The organism is Bacteroides sp. MSK.18.37 (genome assembly GCF_019129155.2).
GTDB classification, from domain to species: Bacteria; Bacteroidota; Bacteroidia; order Bacteroidales; family Bacteroidaceae; genus Bacteroides; species Bacteroides ovatus.
This window is the reverse complement of record NZ_JAHOIB020000001.1, coordinates 1563006-1580700: the sequence shown is the minus strand read 5'-3', so window position 1 is coordinate 1580700 and position 17695 is coordinate 1563006. Positions and strand designations below refer to the sequence as shown.

The 17695-nt window shown below is 42.6% G+C and carries 11 protein-coding genes, 1 tRNA gene and 1 pseudogene; 4 read left to right on the top strand and 9 right to left on the bottom strand.

Annotated features, from left to right (window positions below; translation table 11 throughout):
* The first annotated feature begins 72 nt into the window (after positions 1 to 72).
* A complete protein-coding gene (locus tag KSX81_RS06595) occupies positions 73 to 2787 on the top strand; it encodes a putative LPS assembly protein LptD (RefSeq protein WP_004299368.1) in 2715 nt (904 codons plus the stop codon).
* A 170-nt stretch (positions 2788 to 2957) separates the two neighbouring features.
* Here the strand turns inward: KSX81_RS06595 and ung are convergent, their stop codons facing one another.
* Together ung and asnA are read right to left on the bottom strand one after the other, a co-directional pair.
* On the bottom strand, positions 2958 to 3620 hold the full coding sequence (ung, locus tag KSX81_RS06590; protein ID WP_004299369.1) for a uracil-DNA glycosylase: 663 nt from the start codon (positions 3618 to 3620) through the stop codon (positions 2958 to 2960).
* Between the two features lie 6 nt (positions 3621 to 3626).
* Entirely contained in the window at positions 3627 to 4664 is a 1038-nt protein-coding gene (gene asnA, locus KSX81_RS06585) for an aspartate--ammonia ligase (RefSeq protein ID WP_217725551.1), read from the bottom strand.
* A 275-nt stretch (positions 4665 to 4939) separates the two neighbouring features.
* Between asnA and KSX81_RS06580 the strand changes: the two genes are divergently transcribed.
* Positions 4940 to 5011 (top strand) — tRNA-Arg (locus KSX81_RS06580).
* 654 nt (positions 5012 to 5665) lie between these two features.
* Here the strand turns inward: KSX81_RS06580 and KSX81_RS06575 are convergent.
* The 3 genes and pseudogenes from KSX81_RS06575 to KSX81_RS06565 all read right to left on the bottom strand — a co-directional run.
* Positions 5666 to 8521 (bottom strand): annotated as a pseudogene (locus KSX81_RS06575) (bifunctional fucokinase/fucose-1-phosphate guanylyltransferase); the annotation flags it as partial.
* Positions 8522 to 8640: 119 nt separating this feature from the next.
* The gene (locus KSX81_RS06570; protein WP_004299374.1) at positions 8641 to 9324 is read right to left on the bottom strand and encodes an HAD family hydrolase; all 684 of its coding nucleotides are present in this window, start codon (positions 9322 to 9324) and stop codon (positions 8641 to 8643) included.
* A 37-nt stretch (positions 9325 to 9361) separates the two neighbouring features.
* Positions 9362 to 10171, bottom strand: coding sequence for a hypothetical protein (locus KSX81_RS06565; protein WP_004321920.1), 810 nt, complete (start codon positions 10169 to 10171; stop codon positions 9362 to 9364).
* 246 nt (positions 10172 to 10417) lie between these two features.
* On the opposite strand from KSX81_RS06565, the gene KSX81_RS06560 reads away from it, so the two are divergent.
* Positions 10418 to 10924: a DUF5035 domain-containing protein gene (locus tag KSX81_RS06560; RefSeq protein WP_004299376.1), complete on the top strand. Its 507-nt coding sequence runs from the start codon at positions 10418 to 10420 to the stop codon at positions 10922 to 10924.
* A 179-nt stretch (positions 10925 to 11103) separates the two neighbouring features.
* On the opposite strand, the gene KSX81_RS06555 is transcribed toward KSX81_RS06560, so the two are convergent.
* From KSX81_RS06555 to lysS, 3 genes are all read right to left on the bottom strand, one after another.
* The gene (locus tag KSX81_RS06555) at positions 11104 to 12441 is read right to left on the bottom strand and encodes a glucose-6-phosphate isomerase (protein WP_004299377.1); all 1338 of its coding nucleotides are present in this window, start codon (positions 12439 to 12441) and stop codon (positions 11104 to 11106) included.
* 113 nt (positions 12442 to 12554) lie between these two features.
* A complete protein-coding gene (locus tag KSX81_RS06550) occupies positions 12555 to 13550 on the bottom strand; it encodes an NAD(P)H-dependent glycerol-3-phosphate dehydrogenase (protein WP_004299378.1) in 996 nt (331 codons plus the stop codon).
* 26 nt (positions 13551 to 13576) lie between these two features.
* Complete coding sequence (gene lysS / locus KSX81_RS06545; RefSeq protein WP_004299379.1) at positions 13577 to 15304, bottom strand: lysine--tRNA ligase; 1728 nt, start codon at positions 15302 to 15304, stop codon at positions 13577 to 13579.
* Positions 15305 to 15409: 105 nt separating this feature from the next.
* Here lysS and KSX81_RS06540 point away from each other — a divergent pair, with 105 nt between their 5' ends.
* Complete coding sequence (locus KSX81_RS06540; RefSeq protein WP_004299380.1) at positions 15410 to 16762, top strand: MATE family efflux transporter; 1353 nt, start codon at positions 15410 to 15412, stop codon at positions 16760 to 16762.
* On the opposite strand, the gene KSX81_RS06535 is transcribed toward KSX81_RS06540, so the two are convergent.
* Positions 16752 to 17612, bottom strand: a complete 861-nt coding sequence (locus tag KSX81_RS06535; protein WP_004299381.1) for an AraC family transcriptional regulator — start codon at positions 17610 to 17612, stop codon at positions 16752 to 16754. The two genes, KSX81_RS06540 and KSX81_RS06535, sit on opposite strands and share 11 nt — an antisense overlap.
* Between the last annotated feature and the right edge of the window lie 83 nt (positions 17613 to 17695).

Here is a 17695-nt window from a genome sequence, read left to right as displayed (position 1 = left end):
ATAACGAAGATTCTAACTCATATTTGGTGAAGATTGTGTACTTTTGCCACTTCAAGCGTAAACTATTAGTTAATGGCGCCATTGAAAGCAAAAATACTTATATCATTCATACTGCTGATTGTCTTACTGATGCTTCCCGATGAGGCTACGTCTCAACGTCGAAGAAGAGGAATGATTGCCTCCAATACCGCGAAAACGGATTCCCTTCAGGGAAATGATTCGTTGAAAGCAGATACGGTAACGGTACGCATTGATTCTATCGCACCGGTAAAGAAGAAACAACCACTCGATGCACCGGTTGTTTATGAATCTAACGACTCCACTGTCTTTACTTTGGGAGGAGCCGCTACACTTTATGGTAGCGGAAAAGTGAATTATCAGAACATCGAACTGGCTGCGGAAGTTATTTCGATGAATCTGGATAGTACTACTGTGCATGCTTATGGTATCAAGGATACTACCGGAGTGGAAAAAGGTAAACCGGTATTTAAAGAAGGTGATACCTCGTATGATACGGAAACAATCCGATATAACTTCAAAACCAAGAAAGCGGGAATTACTGATATCGTCACCCAGCAGGGAGAAGGATATGTGACCGGAAGCAAGGCGAAGAAAGGGGCCAATGATGAAATTTTCATGGAGCATGGGCGTTATACAACCTGCGATCATCACGATCATCCCCACTTCTATATGCAGCTGACGAGAGCTAAGGTGCGCCCTAAAAAGAATGTAGTGACAGGACCTGCCTATCTGGTTGTGGAAGATGTGCCTCTGCCGTTGGCTGTGCCGTTCTTCTTCTTCCCATTCTCCAGCAGTTACTCTTCCGGTTTCATTATGCCGACTTATATGGACGACTCCAGCCGTGGTTTCGGTTTGGCAGAAGGAGGATATTACTTTGCCATGAGTGATATCATGGACTTGAAAATAACGGGAGATATCTTCACGAAAGGTTCATGGAGATTGTCCGGATTGACAAACTATAATAAACGCTATAAATATTCCGGTACACTGCAAGCGGATTATCAGGTCACCAAGACAGGAGATAAAGGGATGCCGGACTATACAGTTGCTAAGGACTTTAAGGTGGTATGGAACCATCGGCAGGATGCCAAGGCTAGTCCGAACAGTACATTCTCCGCCAGTGTTAACTTCGCAACTAGTAGTTACGAACGTTCCAATATCAACAACCTTTATAATTCGCAGTTGTTGACTCAAAATACCAAAACATCAAGTATCAGTTATTCTCGTAGTTTCCCTGATATCGGTCTGACCTTATCCGGAACTACCAATATCGCACAGACAATGCGTGACTCTTCTATTGCGGTCACTTTGCCTGACTTGAATATTACATTAAGCCGTCTGTTCCCCTTCAAACGCAAGAAGGCAGCGGGAGCTGAACGCTGGTACGAAAAGATTTCCATTAGTTATACGGGACGTTTGACAAACAGTATTCGTACCAAAGACGACCGTCTGTTTAAAGCCGGACTAAGTGAATGGGAGAATGCAATGAATCACAATATTCCTATCAGTGCTACTTTTACACTGTTCAAATATTTGCAGGTTTCTCCTTCGGTCAATTATACAGAGCGTTGGTATACTCGTAAGGTTAATCAGCAATATAATGAGGTAGACCATAAATTGGAAGCATTGCCGGGTGATACATTGAATGGTTTCTACCGGGTTTCCAATTATTCGGCAAGTTTGAGTTTGAGTACGAAACTGTATGGTATGTACAAACCTCTTTTTGCTAAGAAGAAAGAGATACAGATTCGTCATGTATTCACGCCGCAGGTAAGTCTTAGCGGTGCTCCGGGATTCAGCAAGTACTGGGAAGAATATACAGATTATAATGGCAATACGCAATATTATTCTCCTTTCACGGGGCAACCTTATGGAGTACCTTCGCGCGAAGGGTCGGGAACAGTCAGCTTCTCTATTTCAAATAACCTGGAGATGAAGTATTACGACGCCAAAAAAGATACGCTTAAAAAAGTCAGTCTGATTGATGAATTGGGAGCGAGCATGTCCTATAATATGGCTGCCAAAGAGAGACCGTGGAGTGATTTAAGCATGAACCTCCGTTTGAAACTGACGAAGAATTATACTTTCAATATGAATGCATCGTTTGCTACGTATGCTTATACATTCGATAAAAGCGGTAATGTAGTGACTAGTAATCGTACAGAATGGTCGTATGGTCGTTTTGGGCGTTTCCAAGGATATGGCTCTTCTTTCAACTATACCTTTAATAATGACACATGGAAGAAATGGTTCGGTCCGAAAGAGGAGGATGAAAAAGGAAAAGATAAGAAGTCGGAGGATAGTGATGATGAAGAATCCGACGGAACGGAAGGAGATGGTACTACACCTAAGAAAGTAGAGAAAGCACAGGCAGACCCGGATGGTTATCAGGTGTTTAAGATGCCTTGGTCGTTGAGCCTTAGCTATTCGTTTAATATCCGTGAAGATAGGTCTAAGCCTATTAACCGTTATTCCATGCGATATCCTTATACGTATACGCATAACATCAATGCAAACGGAAATATAAAGATTTCTAATAACTGGTCGCTCTCGTTCAACTCGGGCTATGATTTTCAGGCAAAAGAGATTACGCAAACTTCTTGTACAATCTCCCGTGACTTGCACTGTTTCAACCTGTCCGCCAGTCTTTCTCCTTTCGGACGCTGGAAATATTACAATGTTACCATCCGTGCGAATGCAAGCATCCTGCAAGACTTGAAGTATGAGCAGAGAAGCCAAACACAAAGTAACATTCAGTGGTACTAGGATAAGTTGAGAGTTGAGAGTTGAGAGTTGAGAGTGGAAATTCGGACGTGTAATTGTTTTGCTACAATATAGAAAAAGAAAAATGGCTGCGCTATCATTCGACGAATAGTGCAGCCATTTTTTTACTTTTTATTCTTAACTCTCAACTCTCCATTCTCCAACTTCTCCAACTACCATGCGATTTCTGTTTTTCCATGGGTTTTCAGGTAATCGTTTGTACGGCTGAAATGTTTGTTTCCGAAGAAGCCGTTGTAAGCTGAAAGAGGAGAGGGGTGGGCAGAGGTGAGCACCAGATGCTTGTTGCGGTCGATAAACGCTCCTTTCTTTTGAGCGTATGATCCCCATAAGATAAATACCAGGTTTTCTTTTTCTTCTGCCAGGGCACGGATTGCAGCATCGGTAAATGTTTCCCAGCCACGATTCTGATGTGAACCTGCTTGGTGGGCACGTACGGTCAGGGTTGCGTTGAGTAATAATACTCCTTGTTCTGCCCAGCGAGTCAGGTTTCCCGTGGTTGGGGCGTCTGAACCGATGTCGGCTTTGATTTCTTTGAATATGTTCACTAATGAAGGGGGAAAAGGCACTCCGTCGTTTACAGAGAAACAGAGACCATGTGCTTGTCCCGGTCCATGGTAAGGATCTTGTCCTATAATTACAACTTTCACTTTGTCGAAAGGACAAAGGTTGAAAGCATTGAAGATCAGTTTTCCCGGAGGGAAGATCTGATACTGGCTATATTCGCTTTTGACGAAATCGGTCAGTGTGCGAAAGTAGTCTTTGTCGAATTCGGGTTTTAAATGTGCTTTCCAGCTTTCTTCAATTTGTACGTTCATAGTTTGTTATATAAGGTGTATATCAAGTTCTTCACATTCTTTGCGCATATCTTCGGGCCAGATGCTGGCTTGTATCTCTCCAATGTGAGCTTTGCGAAGGTAGAACATACACAAGCGGGATTGTCCGATACCTCCTCCGATGGATAGTGGAAGGGTGTCATTCATCAATCGCTTGTGGAAATAAAGTTCCAGTCTTTTTTCTTCTTTTTCTTCTTTCAACTGACGTTGCAAGGCTTCTTTGTCAACACGGATTCCCATAGATGATAATTCGATGGAGCGTTGCAGTACATTGTCCCACAGAAGGAGGTCGCCGTTTAGTCCGGGCAAGTCGTTCAATCCTTTGGTTGTGTAGTCGTCATAGTCCGGTGCGCGTCCGTCGTGTTTCTTGCCGTCGCTAAGTTTACAGCCTATGCCTATGATAAACACAGCTCCGTATTTCTGACAGATGGCATGTTCGCGACATTTGGGTTCCAGATCCGGATAAAGTTGGCGCAATTCTTCTGAATGGATGAAATGTAGCTTTTGTGGCAGGCACGGCTTGATTTGCGGATACATTTCGTATACCATATATTCTGTACGGATCATAGCTGCATAAATACGGTTGACGATCTCTTTCAGGAAGTTTACGTTCCGGTCTTCATTGGTGATGACACGTTCCCAGTCCCACTGGTCTACGTAGAGAGAATGCAGGTTGCCCAGTTCTTCGTCTGAACGGATTGCGTTCATATCCGTATAAATACCATATCCGGGTTCGATATGATAGTCAGCTAAGGTCAACCTTTTCCATTTAGCCAATGAATGAACCACTTCGGCTTGTGCATCGCCCAGATCTTTAATAGGGAAAGAAACGGCTCGTTCTATTCCGTTCAAATCGTCATTGATACCCATTCCTTTCAATACGAAAAGGGGGGCAGTCACACGTCTAAGGCGTAGCTCGGATGACAAGTTTAATTGGAAGAACTCTTTTATTTGCTTGATTCCCAGCTCGGTCTGTTTGAGGTCGAGTAGCGGATTATAGTTCTTAGGTTTTATCAAGTAACTCATAGGTTTGTTAAATGTTAATTGTCGGCAAAGATAGGAATAAAATTGATATATGTAATGGATATTCTCTAAAAGATTGTCAATTTGATAAAGTAAATGCTCTAAAGCATTTCAAAATAACAATGTCTTAACATGGGGAAGTGCCTTAAGAACTATAAAAAAAGAAGAATCATTAGGAAGATGAGAAGATTTTTTATACTTTTGTCCTCGCATTTAGAAAGAATGGCTTCTTTATTTAAGCGGATGAAGCGTTTTTTTAGCCTGATAAATTTGTATAAGCACCTGTAGTTCAATGGATAGAATGGAGGTTTCCGGTACCTCAGATAAGGGTTCGATTCCCTTCGGGTGTACTTTAAAGCCGTACTTGCAGAGAGTACGGCTTTTTATTATTGTATTTTCAGCCCATGTATGGTATATGATGTTACAGCACAGAGCTTTTTATCTTCGAATATTTTTATAGCATCCTTTTTAGTCATGACCTTTTGTGTTTTGATTCTTTTCCTTGTTCAATCAAAATTGTCGATTATGCAAATGTACAACTTTACATGATATAAAAGCAGTAATAGATAAAATCTTGTGTTCCATATTATTATCTGTAGTTGCATAATTTAGTCTAAATAGAATAAAAAAGTTGTTTTAGATGATTGTTTTCTCATAGAAAATGCTAACTTTGTAACGATGAAGAAGTAAAAAAATGATGTTGATATAGTGTATTTATAGCTTTCCGGAAGTAGATATCTGACGATAAATTATATTAATCCCATAAATATAAATTAGAATGGAAGAAGCTAGAAAAAAGAAATGGGCTAGTGTGGCGCTGATTATCGGAGCTATTGGTTTTATCATTATTATGATTTACTTTACAGTTATTTCAAGTCTCAACATGTAAAACAGATCATTATGGCATTGAAAAATTGAAGCTTGGACATTTCGTTTGAATCTGTCCAAGCTTGTTTTTTGTGGTTCCGGATGAGATTGACCGGTAGTCTGGCAATGCCTCTTCTTTAGCTTCTTGAAACCTGAAGTCCCTTGTCAGAAAGCGTCATTTCTACAAAACGAGCGCGTGGGTTGGGAGCTTGTTCTGTCAATATCCGTCGGATTTGTCCGGCTGCTTGCGGATCTTTGGCTACCATATATAAATAACCGCCACCACCTGCGCCGGGGAGTTTGTATCCTAGGGTATAATCTTTGATTTTCTCGATAATGGCTGCTACTGCCGGCGGATTGGTTCCGCAATCTAATGCCTGGTTTTGTATCCAGGTTTTGCCGACCAATCGACCGAAACTATCGAAGTTGCTGCGCAGGATAGCTTCACTCATATCCATTGCATGGGCTTTCATCTCGGGCAGCAAACTTAGATGTGGACCGGAATTGAGGAACATGGAACTGACAATTTCCGCCAGAATACTTTTGGCAGTACGGGTAATTCCTGTATAATATAACAGATGACAGTCGCGGTAGTCGGGATGAATAAAGAGTTGGTCGGGCAACCAGCGCACTAATGGATGCTGTTCGAAACCTGCTTCGGATTGTAGCAATTTAATGCCGGAGAAGACACCGCCATATTGATCCTGCCAACCTCCTCCTGTGGTCAGTAGTTGTTCCAATACTAATGTGTAACTACATATATCATTCTTGTCCCAAGCCAGTCCGCAGAAATCATTGATTGCTCCGAGCACGGTGGATGCCAGGATAGAACTGGTGCCCAAACCCGAGCCAGCAGGAATAGCAGCCAACAGGGTAATTTCAATTCCCGAGCCGAAAGCTTCCAGCTGTTTGGCTAAAGAAGGGTAGGATTCTGTTGAGAATGCCGGCGCGAAACCTGCCAACGTAAGGGCGGCTTTGGGGATGGAAAATGGAGAACCCACCTTTTTGTAATCTTGCAGTTCCTCATAATTTCGTATCACTTCCATTGCACCCATGTCGATGGAACGAAGGGTAATATGATATTCCTTGCAAGGTTTAACGTATACTTGCAGCGGCGGTTGGCCGTTCAGTTCGATGGCAAGATTGACAACGCTTCCTCCTGAATAAAGAGAGTAGGGAGGAGTGTCCGTCCATCCTCCTGCCACATCAATGCGTACAGGGCTGCGGCTCCATACAATCTGATCGGAATAAACGTTGAGTGTGGGATGACTTTTACGTTCGTTCATCACTCCCAATAAACCGTCGCGGAGCAGTTGGAAGGCTGCCTGTTCTTCTTTTGCGCAATCTTTGTCTTCACGTAGTTTCATGATGCGTGCGCGAAGCATCCGGTTGTGTATCCGTAGCATGGGTGCGGCATCTTCTTGCAGGACATCGGGAGTATCCAGATTGAAACGTACAAATTCGTTTGCGGCATCCAGTAAGTCAAGTTGATAGAATACGCTTTTTTCATAATTAGCCGCCAGTCCTTTCCAGTTCTCTTTACGGAAAGCATTGCGCTGTTCATAAAGACGCTTGAGGTTGGCGCCTGCCGAGATTTCGTCGGCAGAAACTTTCTCTGCTTTGAGCCAACATTTTTTCCCTTCTTCCAGTTGGGGCTCCGATGTCATCCAGCGCACTAATATGCCTAAATCTTCAACAGAAGTTACTTTGGGGAAGATAGATGCTGATTGTAAATCATCGGTGCGTCCTTTTATATCCTCCCAGGTAATTCCTCTTTCTTCCATCCAGCGGGTGAAAGGGATATTAAGATAGGTAGTCGTTGATTTGTCTAACGCTCCTTTGAACACATCATCCAAGCCATACGGACGTGCAACAAAGTCATTGTCGCCGATAGGGATAATGTCGATGCAGACTCCATCCGGCAAGTTGATGTTCCATTGGTTTTCGGGAACTCCTGTTATTATTTGGCGGGACCCCAGTTTCCAGCCTTTTCCCACATGGCTATTCTCAATCCATAAGTTGGCATTGTCTGCAGAAAGGGAAACTTGTGTGATAGAGTTCTGGATAAAGATAGCCGGATTCGGTTTTACTTTCCGGTGCATGATCCTTCTTTGATCGCGTACCTTGTCTTGTATGGCTAAAGTAGAAGAAATCAGTTCATGGCTTGTGCCATAATGATAGAATTCTCCACCGGGCAAAGGCAATATGGCTACGGATAACTGATTGATTTCTTCATCTTTCGTTTTGGGATGCTCTCCCAAAGCCAAGCCGTAGTCCGAGTATAAGTCATAATAATTAATATCATTGGTTCCTTCTTTTAATGACCGTTTCATCAATACTTCGATGGCGCGGTCACTCAAAATCCAGATACCGATGTCCATCAGGAAAAGATGAGTTTTCGATAATCCTTCCAACTCTTCAAGAGAAGGTTTCTGTAACATGAAGTCGAGAACCTCCGGCTTTTTCCGGTCGGAAACAAATACACCATGATGGGTTGCCAAGGAAGGATTTACCCATAAGCCGTAGCACACTACGTCTGCATTCGGAATATCCTGGAGTGGCTTTTCCGAACGGATATATACATCTCCGCTTGCGATCAGCGTATTCAGACCGGCTGGAGCCTGATTCATAATCCTTTCATAGAGCGGGAGCTGCAATGATAATAGATTCTGTCCGAGTTTTTGTCCTCTTTCCCAACTGAAGATCGGGATCGGAGTCAATATTTTGCCGGAAGGTCCGTAGCTGGGCAGGCGACGGCTTTGTCCGCCTGCATGGAGCAATATTCTTTTTTCATCTCCTATCCAGTTGCCGAAAGATTTTTGTGGCGCGAATGCCTGATGGCAGGCCTGCAATAACCATGTCGTTCCGCCGCCGGAGCCTAGTTTGCTCCCAATGGGGTCTGATGTACAAAACCAATCGGTATGGTTGACTTCTTCCAGTTCGTGGAAGCAATGGATCAAATTGGGTGGTAAGGATAATAACTTTTGCATAGTAGAATCTGCGTTGGCTTAGATGGAATCTAAGTGAATTAAACTCCTGTAAAAATACGATTTATATTCCTTCTTTTCAATGTTTTTCTCCTGTTTTGAAGAATAAATTATCTTTTCAGCTTTTAGGTGTTCTTTTCAAACAGCGTATCCCAATGGTCGCTTAGTGCTTGCATGGATGGCAGTAGCAGATCGGCTCCGGCATCCAGCAATACTTGTCCGTCCAAAGGACCTGTATTTACAGCTATTGTAAAGATGCCCGCATTGTGTCCGGCTTCCACTCCTAACGGAGCGTTCTCTACTACGATGGCTTCATCAGCTTTAAGTCCGCCTTTTTTCAATGCCATCAGATACGGTTCGGGATTGGGCTTACCATATTTTACATCGAACGCTGTAACCATCAATTCTTTACGAAACATTCCCGGATAGTTGTGTTCCAACCGTTCGAGCAGGGATAGTTGGCCGGAACCAGTGACCACCATCGGAATCAGTCCATCCTTTTTTACTTTTTGTAGCAACTCCCATGCACCGGGCATACGTTTTGCTTCGGGATACGAATTGAACAAAACACTTTTCTCCTGATAGATACTTTCTATTTCTTCTTGGGTAGCTTCTCTGCCCAGTTCACGTTGGAAAACAATATTAATAGTGGAGGCTCCTGTCCGTCCTTCGTGCATATATGCTTCTTCGCGACTAAGAGTGAGTCCGTGAGATTTCATTACTGTATGCCAGGCTTCCGAATGATAGGGCATAGAGTCAAAAAGTACGCCGTCCATGTCAAACAGGACGGCTTTCAGTTTCTTTTTCATACTTTGGTACGTTGCAGAATCTTTTTAAGATGATATTTTATTTTTTTATGAACATTTTCTTCAGATCAGACACGGGAATAACCACATCGTGTTGCTTGCCGGATTCCTTGCCAATATATCTGTACATTATGTTTTTGTTATTATTCACGCAAGTTTTGATGAATAACTGGGTGGCCGGATCAGTCTGACTTGCCAGCATTGATACAATACCCTCTTTCACTTCTGCTGCGTTTTCTTCAATCTGGCTGATGGGACACAATTCTTCGTCCACACTGCATATATAAACAACCGATTCGCCTATGACCTCGATCTTTTCGACAATGACTTCTTCGCTGGCTTGCATCGGGAATTGCAGGTTCGCCATTTTCAGTTGTGCTTCAAGCTTTGTTTGTCCGCTTTGTGCCGGGTCGGCATTTGTATTAATCACTTCTTTCAGTTCTTCGGCGGTAAGTTCGCAAACTGCTTGTTCGCCCGACTTATTCCCTACAAATATCATGTGTAATCCGGAATTACATTTTGCCATCAACTTGAGCATCTCTTTTACATCTGCTGCCGGATTTTGAAACATCATTGTGATAGATGATTTCATGCTTTCCGGATTGTCTTTCAATATCTTTATATTGGTAATCTCTTCGTTCATGTTCAGCGTGTACACTACATTATTCCCGTCGTAGATGATGCTGGTGATCGTACCGACTGCTCCCATGTCTATTGGACACTGTTTGTTGGCTACCGCGATCACTGTCTTGAGTTTGGCTTCCTGGCAACCGGTCATTACGAGCATTAGCAATGATATGCTACATAATAATATGAATCCACTGGATTTCTTTAATAAATTTCCTGTCATTCTATTTGTTTTTTTAGTTTGATTCGCTTAATCTACAACTGTATACGAGGCAAAGATAACGATAAAAAACGAGAGATAAGTTAGAACGGGGAGATAGTTTAGTGATTAGTTGTCATGTAGTATGTACTATCAACTCTTATCGCGTAGACTGCTCGCCACTACTAAATTGTGGCGTATTACTTGTATAATTATTTGTTGTTTAGAAGAATATGTGTATTTTTGTAACGTTATAAACTCGACGATAGCATGAAAAAGAGAGTATTATTGTTGCTACCATTGTTTTTAGGCGCCTGCTCTGATAGCGGGGAAAGTCCTGTTATCAAGATAGAAAAGCTTTATGCAAAGGTTGAATCGGATGATGAAAATTCCGGTTCCGGTGAAAAAGACTATGCAAATCAGAGGGACGAACTGCCGGCCTTGAAGGTGGGAGATGAAGTGAAAGCTCTTCTGCTTTTGGATGGAAATGGAGCTGAACTGAAAACCTTTAGACTTCAGAATGATGATGAAGTGGATACTAAACTTATCTTTGAGAAAACAGAAGTATCTACAGAGGGAAATCTGACAGATGTGGAAAAGGGGCAGCTTCGTTTTAAGGATGGTGTGTCAAAAGCCAAAATTATGGTGATTGCGACCATCAAACAAGTAGATAAGAACGGCGATGTAAAATTAGAGTTCTATCTTTCTTCCAAAGCCGAATGTGAAGGAGCACAGGAAGAAATCGGCTTAAAGACGAAAGCGGAGGATGATAAGTGAAAATTGACGAGTGGTAGCAACTAACAAAGTAAGTCGGTAAATTGTAACTAAATAGCGACATTTAGGAATGTCTCCATTTTGGATTTCAATGAATAATGAACGGTGAACAAATCCATGCATATAGCATAGTTGTTCACCGTTCATTGTTTATAGTTCACCGTTTATAAAAACGTTCTTGATTACAGTTTTGCACGGATTGCTTTAGATTCTTCTTCATACCCCGGTTTGTCAAGCAACGCAAACATATTCTTTTTGTATGCTTCCACACCCGGTTGGTTGAATGGATTCACGCCTAACAAGTAACCGCTGATACCGCAAGCCTTTTCGAAGAAATAGAGCAGACCACCGATGTTGTATTCGCTCAATTCCGGAAGTACGATACGCATATTAGGTACACCACCGTCTACGTGAGCCAACTGTGTTCCCAATTCGGCCATCTTGTTCACTTCGTCCACACGTTTGCCGGCTAAGAAATTCAAGCCGTCCAGATTTGCTTCATCAGAAGGAACTTCCAGTTTGTGGTTAACCTTCTCTACTGAAATCACCGTTTCAAAGATAGAACGTTCGCCTTCCTGAATCCATTGACCCATAGAGTGGAGGTCTGTTGAGAAATCTACCGATGCAGGGAAGATACCTTTATTGTCTTTTCCTTCAGATTCTCCGTAAAGCTGTTTCCACCATTCGCTTACATAGTGCAGTTTTGGGCAGAAGTTAACGAGGATTTCGATCTTCTTACCATTTCTGTACAACTCATTGCGGGTAGCAGCGTAGATAGCAGCAGGGTTTTCAGCAAATGCAACGTCCGAACCACATACTTTTTCCATGTCGGCAGCACCGGCAACCAGTTTGTCGATATCGAATCCGGCCACTGCAATAGGCAACAAACCAACCGGAGTCAGGACAGAGAAACGTCCGCCTACGTTATCGGGGATGATGAATGTTTTGTATCCTTCTTTATCGGCTGTTACACGGGCAGCACCTTTCTTGGCATCTGTCACGGCAACGATTACTTTCTTTGCAGTTTCTTTGCCGCGCTGATCTTCACACTGCTTTTTCAGCAAGCGGAAAGCAAGAGCTGTTTCAGTAGTAGTTCCTGATTTGGAGATATTGATGACACCGAATTTCTTGTCTTTCAGATATTCAGTCAGTTCGTACAGATAATCTTCGCTGATATTGTGTCCTGCATAGATCATGACAGGAGCTGTTTTCTTTTCCTGCAACCAAGTGAAGCTGTTAGACAAAGCTTCGATGACGGCACGGGCACCCAGATAGCTACCACCGATACCGGCTACGATTACTACTTCACAATTGTCTCTTAATACTTTTGCAGTAGCGTTCAGGTCGGCCAGGTGTTCTTTAGTGATAGAAGAAGGCAAATGCAACCATCCTAAAAAGTCGTTACCTTTGCCTGTACCTTTTTCAAGCATTTCCTGTGCGGCTTTTACTTCAGCTTCGTAAGCAAAAACCTTTTCTTTGGAGATGAATCCAAATGTTTTTTCAATGTTTAAACTAATCATATTTTTTAAGTATTAAGTTTTAAGTATTAAGTATTAGTCATCAAGTATGGATTGTCAAGTATGAGTACCTGCGGGTAATACTTAATGCCTAATACTTAATACTTAATATTTTTTTATCTAAAAGAGTCAGTCAACAGTTTAATCTCGATCATTGGTGAGATACGTTCGTACAGAATGTTGTACACTGCGTCCAGTATCGGCATATTGACATGATGATGTTTATTGATTTCTTTGATACATTTCGTACCATAGTAACCTTCCGCAATCATTTCCATTTCAATTTGCGCACTCTTAACGGAATACCCTTTACCTATCATCGTTCCGAAAGTTCGGTTGCGGCTGAAGTTGGAGTAACCGGTCACCAATAAATCCCCTAGATAAACAGATTCATCCACGTTTCTGTTCAACGGATGCACCGTATTCAAGAAACGGTTCATCTCCTGAATGGCGTTGGAGATCAAAACAGCCTGGAAGTTGTCGCCATATTTCAGACCGCTACAGATACCGGCAGCGATGGCATATACGTTTTTAAGTACCGAACTGTATTCGATACCCGCTACGTCATCACTGACAGATGTTTTGATGAAGCTGCTTCCCAGACGACGTGCGAAGATACGTGCTTTGTCTTTGTCAGGGCAGGCGATAGTCAGGTAGGAGAGGCGTTCCAAGGCTACTTCTTCTGCGTGGCAGGGACCTGCAAGGACTGCTATATTTTCTGGTGGTACACCATATTCTTTTGTGAAGTATTCCGATACAATAACGTTGTCATCGGGTACGATTCCTTTGATAGCGGTGATGATAAACTTATCTTTTATCTTGGTTTTCAGTTTTTTCAGATGCGCCTTCAGATAAGGAGAGGGAGTGACGAAAATCAGTGTATCCGATTCTTTCACCACATCGTTGATGTTGGAACTGAACGTGATGCGTCTTGTATCGAATTTCACTCCTGTCAGATAAGCCGGATTGTGCCCTAATCGTTTAAAATCGGCAATGCGGTCGTCTCGCCGCATATACCAATTGATAGAGTCTTCCTGGGCCAGACACATCTTTGCGATGGCTGTAGCCCAACTTCCTCCGCCCATTATCGCTATCTTGCCGGGTAATTTCATTTGTATGGATTTGGATGAAGAACTTATTAAATTTTCTGTATCCACTCAGTTACGTCGTTTACCGACGGATTGGTCAGTTCTAATTTATATTTCTTGTTAATGCCACAGATGTCCTGGTGCAACTTCTGCGGATTGACATCTTTCATGTCAGCTACAGTGTTGTAACCGGCTTTTTGGATCACCGGAACCCAGTCTTCTGCGATTCCCAATTCCATATATTTAGCGGCAGCGTCTTTTTTCACTACTTTTTCCGGACGCATTTGCGGGAAGAATAATACTTCCTGAATAGTGGTCTGTCCGGTCATTAACATTACCAGGCGGTCGATACCGATACCGATACCCGATGTAGGAGGCATACCATATTGTAAAGCGCGCAAGAAGTCCTGATCGATAATCATCGCTTCATCGTCTCCCTTGTCGGCCAAACGCATCTGCTCTTTGAAACGTTCTTCCTGATCCAGCGGGTCATTCAATTCCGAGTAAGCATTAGCCAGCTCTTTACCGTTCACCATTAATTCGAAACGTTCGGTCAGTCCCGGTTTAGAACGATGCATCTTGGTCAGCGGAGACATTTCAACCGGATAATCGGTGATGAAAGTCGGCTGGATATACGTACCTTCGCAGAATTCTCCGAAGATTTCATCAATCAGCTTGCCTTTACCCATTGTCTCGTCGATTTCTTCCATTTTCAGTTCCTTGCAAACTTGGCGGATTTCTTCTTCGCTCTTGCCGTTCAAGTCGTATCCTGTCTTTTCTTTGATAGCGTCCAGGATAGGCAGGCGGCGGTAAGGAGCTTTGAAACTGATCGTTTTTCCGTCAACAACGCTTTCCGTACAGCCGTTTACAGCGATACAGATACGTTCCAGCAGTTTTTCGGTGAAATTCATCATCCAGTTGTAATCCTTGTACTGAACATAAAGTTCCATACAGGTAAATTCCGGATTGTGAGTTTTATCCATGCCCTCGTTACGGAAGTTCTTACCTATTTCATATACACCTTCAAAACCACCTACGATCAGTCGTTTCAGATAAAGCTCTGTTGCGATACGCAGGTAAAGGTCTATATCCAGTGAGTTATGGTGAGTGATGAACGGGCGTGCACTGGCTCCACCAGCAATAGATTGCAGGATAGGAGTTTCCACTTCCGTGTAACCAGCCTCATCCAAAACGTTGCGCAATGTTTTCACTACAGTGGCGCGTTTCAGGAATGTTTCTTTGATACCGTCGTTTACTACCAGGTCCACATAGCGTTGGCGATAACGGAGTTCGGGATCTTCAAAAGAGTCATAAGCTACTCCGTCTTTGTATTTAACGATTGGCAACGGTTTGATAGACTTTGCAAGTACAGTCAGTTTCTTTGCATGGATACTAATTTCACCCATTTGTGTGCGGAACACGAAACCTTCGATACCTATAAAGTCACCTAAGTCGAGCAGGCGTTTAAATACAGCGTTGTACAGTTCCTTGTCTTCTCCCGGACAGATATCATCGCGGGTGATGTACACCTGGATGCGACCTTTAGAGTCCTGCAATTCGATGAAAGATGCTTTACCCATCACGCGGCGGCTCATGATACGGCCGGCTACGGAAACCTGGCGTGGCTCTTCGTCGTCTTTAAATTCAGCTTTAATATCTGTAGAGAAAGCATTGGTTACATACTCTGCTGCAGGGTATGGATCAATACCCATTGCACGAAGCTCATTCAGACTGTTACGTCGAATAATTTCCTGTTCACTTAGTTCTAATATATTCATTTCGTTACGTATTAACTCAATTTTGTGGGCAAAAATACGAAACTTTTCTCATATATCCTGTAATCCGTCTCTTTTTTGTATCTTTGCACCCTCAAACTAATAGGTATGACAGGACAAAAGACACCCACTGCGTTGGGTACGGAAAAGATTGGAAAGCTTTTAATGCAGTATGCCATTCCGGCAATTATCGCCATGACGGCGTCTTCTCTTTATAATATGGTAGATAGTATTTTCATCGGTCATGGAGTAGGGGCGATGGCTATCTCCGGATTAGCATTAACCTTTCCGCTAATGAATCTTGCCGCGGCTTTTGGCTCTTTGGTAGGGGTAGGTGCGGCTACATTGATTTCTGTGAAGTTGGGCCAGAAAGATTATGATACCGCACAGCGGGTTTTGGGAAATGTGTTTGTATTAAACCTTATTATAGGTATCTCTTTTACGCTGGTCGTTCTGCCTTTTCTTGATCCGATACTTTATTTTTTCGGCGGAAGTGATGAGACTGTCAAATATGCCCGCGAATTTATGCAGGTTATTCTGCTGGGAAATGTGGTAACTCATTTATATTTGGGGCTGAATGCAGTGCTTCGTGCCTCGGGACATCCGCAGAAAGCGATGGTGGCAACCATCACGACCGTGTTAATCAATGTATTACTTGCACCTTTGTTTATTTTTGTATTCGACTGGGGAATTCGCGGGGCGGCCACAGCTACGGTTTGTGCGCAGTTGATCGCCTTGGTCTGGCAGCTTCATCTGTTCTGTCGCAAAGACGAACTGATACGATTGAAAAAAGGTATTTTCCGTTTGAAACGGAAGATCGTGTTGGATTCATTGGCTATCGGTATGTCTCCCTTCCTGATGAATATGGCGTCTTGCTTTATTGTGATTCTGATTAATCAGGGATTAAAAGAGCATGGAGGTGATTTGGCGATCGGTGCATTCGGTATTGTTAATCGTATTGTTTTTGTCTTTATTATGATTGTATTGGGACTGAACCAGGGGATGCAGCCCATTGCGGGATATAATTTTGGTGCGAAGCTCTATCCTCGTGTGACGGAAGTACTGAAAGTAACCATTTATTGTGCAACTGTAGTGACAACGATAGGTTTCCTGATAGGTATGTTCATTCCGGAAATCGTATCTTCCATTTTTACTTCGGACGCAGAATTAATCAGTATTGCGTCTAAGGGATTTCGTGTAGTGGTGTTCTTCTATCCGATTGTAGGTTTTCAGATGGTAGCTTCCAACTTCTTCCAGAGTATCGGAATGGCAAGTAAAGCCATTTTCTTGTCGCTGACCCGACAGATGTTATTCTTAGTGCCCTGTTTATTGATTCTACCTCATTATTATGGACAAATGGGTGTTTGGGCCAGTATGCCTGTGGCAGATTTGGCGGCTAGTCTTATATCCGGAGGTATGTTGTGGTGGCAGTTCCGGCAGTTTAAGAAAGTTACTGTTTGATAAGTTTGTTCCGATATTCTTTAGGAGATATGCCGACATACTGCTTGAAATATTTCCCGAAGAATGATTGTGTGGGGAAGTTGAGCTTGGTCGCTATTTCCTTAATACTTAAATCGGTATTATCGAGCAGATATTTGGCTTCTGTAATGACATTCTGTATAATCCACTGCAAAGCACTACTCCCTGATTTCTCCTTGATGACAGAAGAAAAATATCGGGCGGACAGACATTGCTTGTTTGCATAGAAAGTAACATCCCGTTCCTGATGATAATATCGATAGAGGGTAATCATGAAATTTTGGAAAATCTTATCCTTTTTGTCCTGTGGTAGTGGTGTTTGCGGTTCGTTGTTGAAATAGATGTTTAATAACTCATAGCATATCACTTGTCCCCAGGATTTGATTAATTCAGAAATTAAATGTTGTTTCTGTCGGGAACTGTTACAGATATTCTCCCTGTTAATTCGTTTTTCTACAGATTTGAGCAAGTTCTCTACAAATGTATATTGCTCTTCGGAAAGCGACAGACAGGGATTTTCCCGCAAATAAAGCAAGTTTTCCGAGTTGGCTACTTTGTTTACTATCGGTATGATATAATCCAGATCGACCTCTATCATGATTCCTTCCAGGTCTGCGCTTCTTTGGCGTATCTGTAGAAGGTTGGCTGCAGTATATATGAAAAGATTCCTTTTGTTAATCTGATATGGTCTACCTCCCAGCAGGATTTCCGCCTGTCCTTTCTGGCAGAGGAAAAGTCCGCATTGGTTGAATTCGGAAATAATGCATCCTTCTTTCATGGAAGTATCTTCCGGAGATATTATAACATACTTGAATGGCATCAGTGGTTCCATATTCCTTTTCGTTGAAATGAATTTCTTTACAAAGTAATAAACAAATAAATACAAATAGCAAACTATTTCGGCTTTTTATCTTA

Excerpts from the sequence above, each read along its gene's own strand:
- KSX81_RS06595 (WP_004299368.1), top strand. The coding sequence starts at position 73 with ATGGCGCCATTGAAAGCAAAAATACTTATATCATTCATACTGCTGATT.
- ung (WP_004299369.1), bottom strand. The coding sequence starts at position 3,620 with ATGAACGTACAAATTGAAGAAAGCTGGAAAGCACATTTAAAACCCGAA.
- asnA (WP_217725551.1), bottom strand. The coding sequence starts at position 4,664 with ATGAGTTACTTGATAAAACCTAAGAACTATAATCCGCTACTCGACCTC.
- KSX81_RS06570 (WP_004299374.1), bottom strand. The coding sequence starts at position 9,324 with ATGAAAAAGAAACTGAAAGCCGTCCTGTTTGACATGGACGGCGTACTT.
- KSX81_RS06565 (WP_004321920.1), bottom strand. The coding sequence starts at position 10,171 with ATGACAGGAAATTTATTAAAGAAATCCAGTGGATTCATATTATTATGT.
- KSX81_RS06560 (WP_004299376.1), top strand. The coding sequence starts at position 10,418 with ATGAAAAAGAGAGTATTATTGTTGCTACCATTGTTTTTAGGCGCCTGC.
- KSX81_RS06555 (WP_004299377.1), bottom strand. The coding sequence starts at position 12,441 with ATGATTAGTTTAAACATTGAAAAAACATTTGGATTCATCTCCAAAGAA.
- KSX81_RS06550 (WP_004299378.1), bottom strand. The coding sequence starts at position 13,550 with ATGAAATTACCCGGCAAGATAGCGATAATGGGCGGAGGAAGTTGGGCT.
- lysS (WP_004299379.1), bottom strand. The coding sequence starts at position 15,304 with ATGAATATATTAGAACTAAGTGAACAGGAAATTATTCGACGTAACAGT.
- KSX81_RS06540 (WP_004299380.1), top strand. The coding sequence starts at position 15,410 with ATGACAGGACAAAAGACACCCACTGCGTTGGGTACGGAAAAGATTGGA.
- KSX81_RS06535 (WP_004299381.1), bottom strand. The coding sequence starts at position 17,612 with ATGGAACCACTGATGCCATTCAAGTATGTTATAATATCTCCGGAAGAT.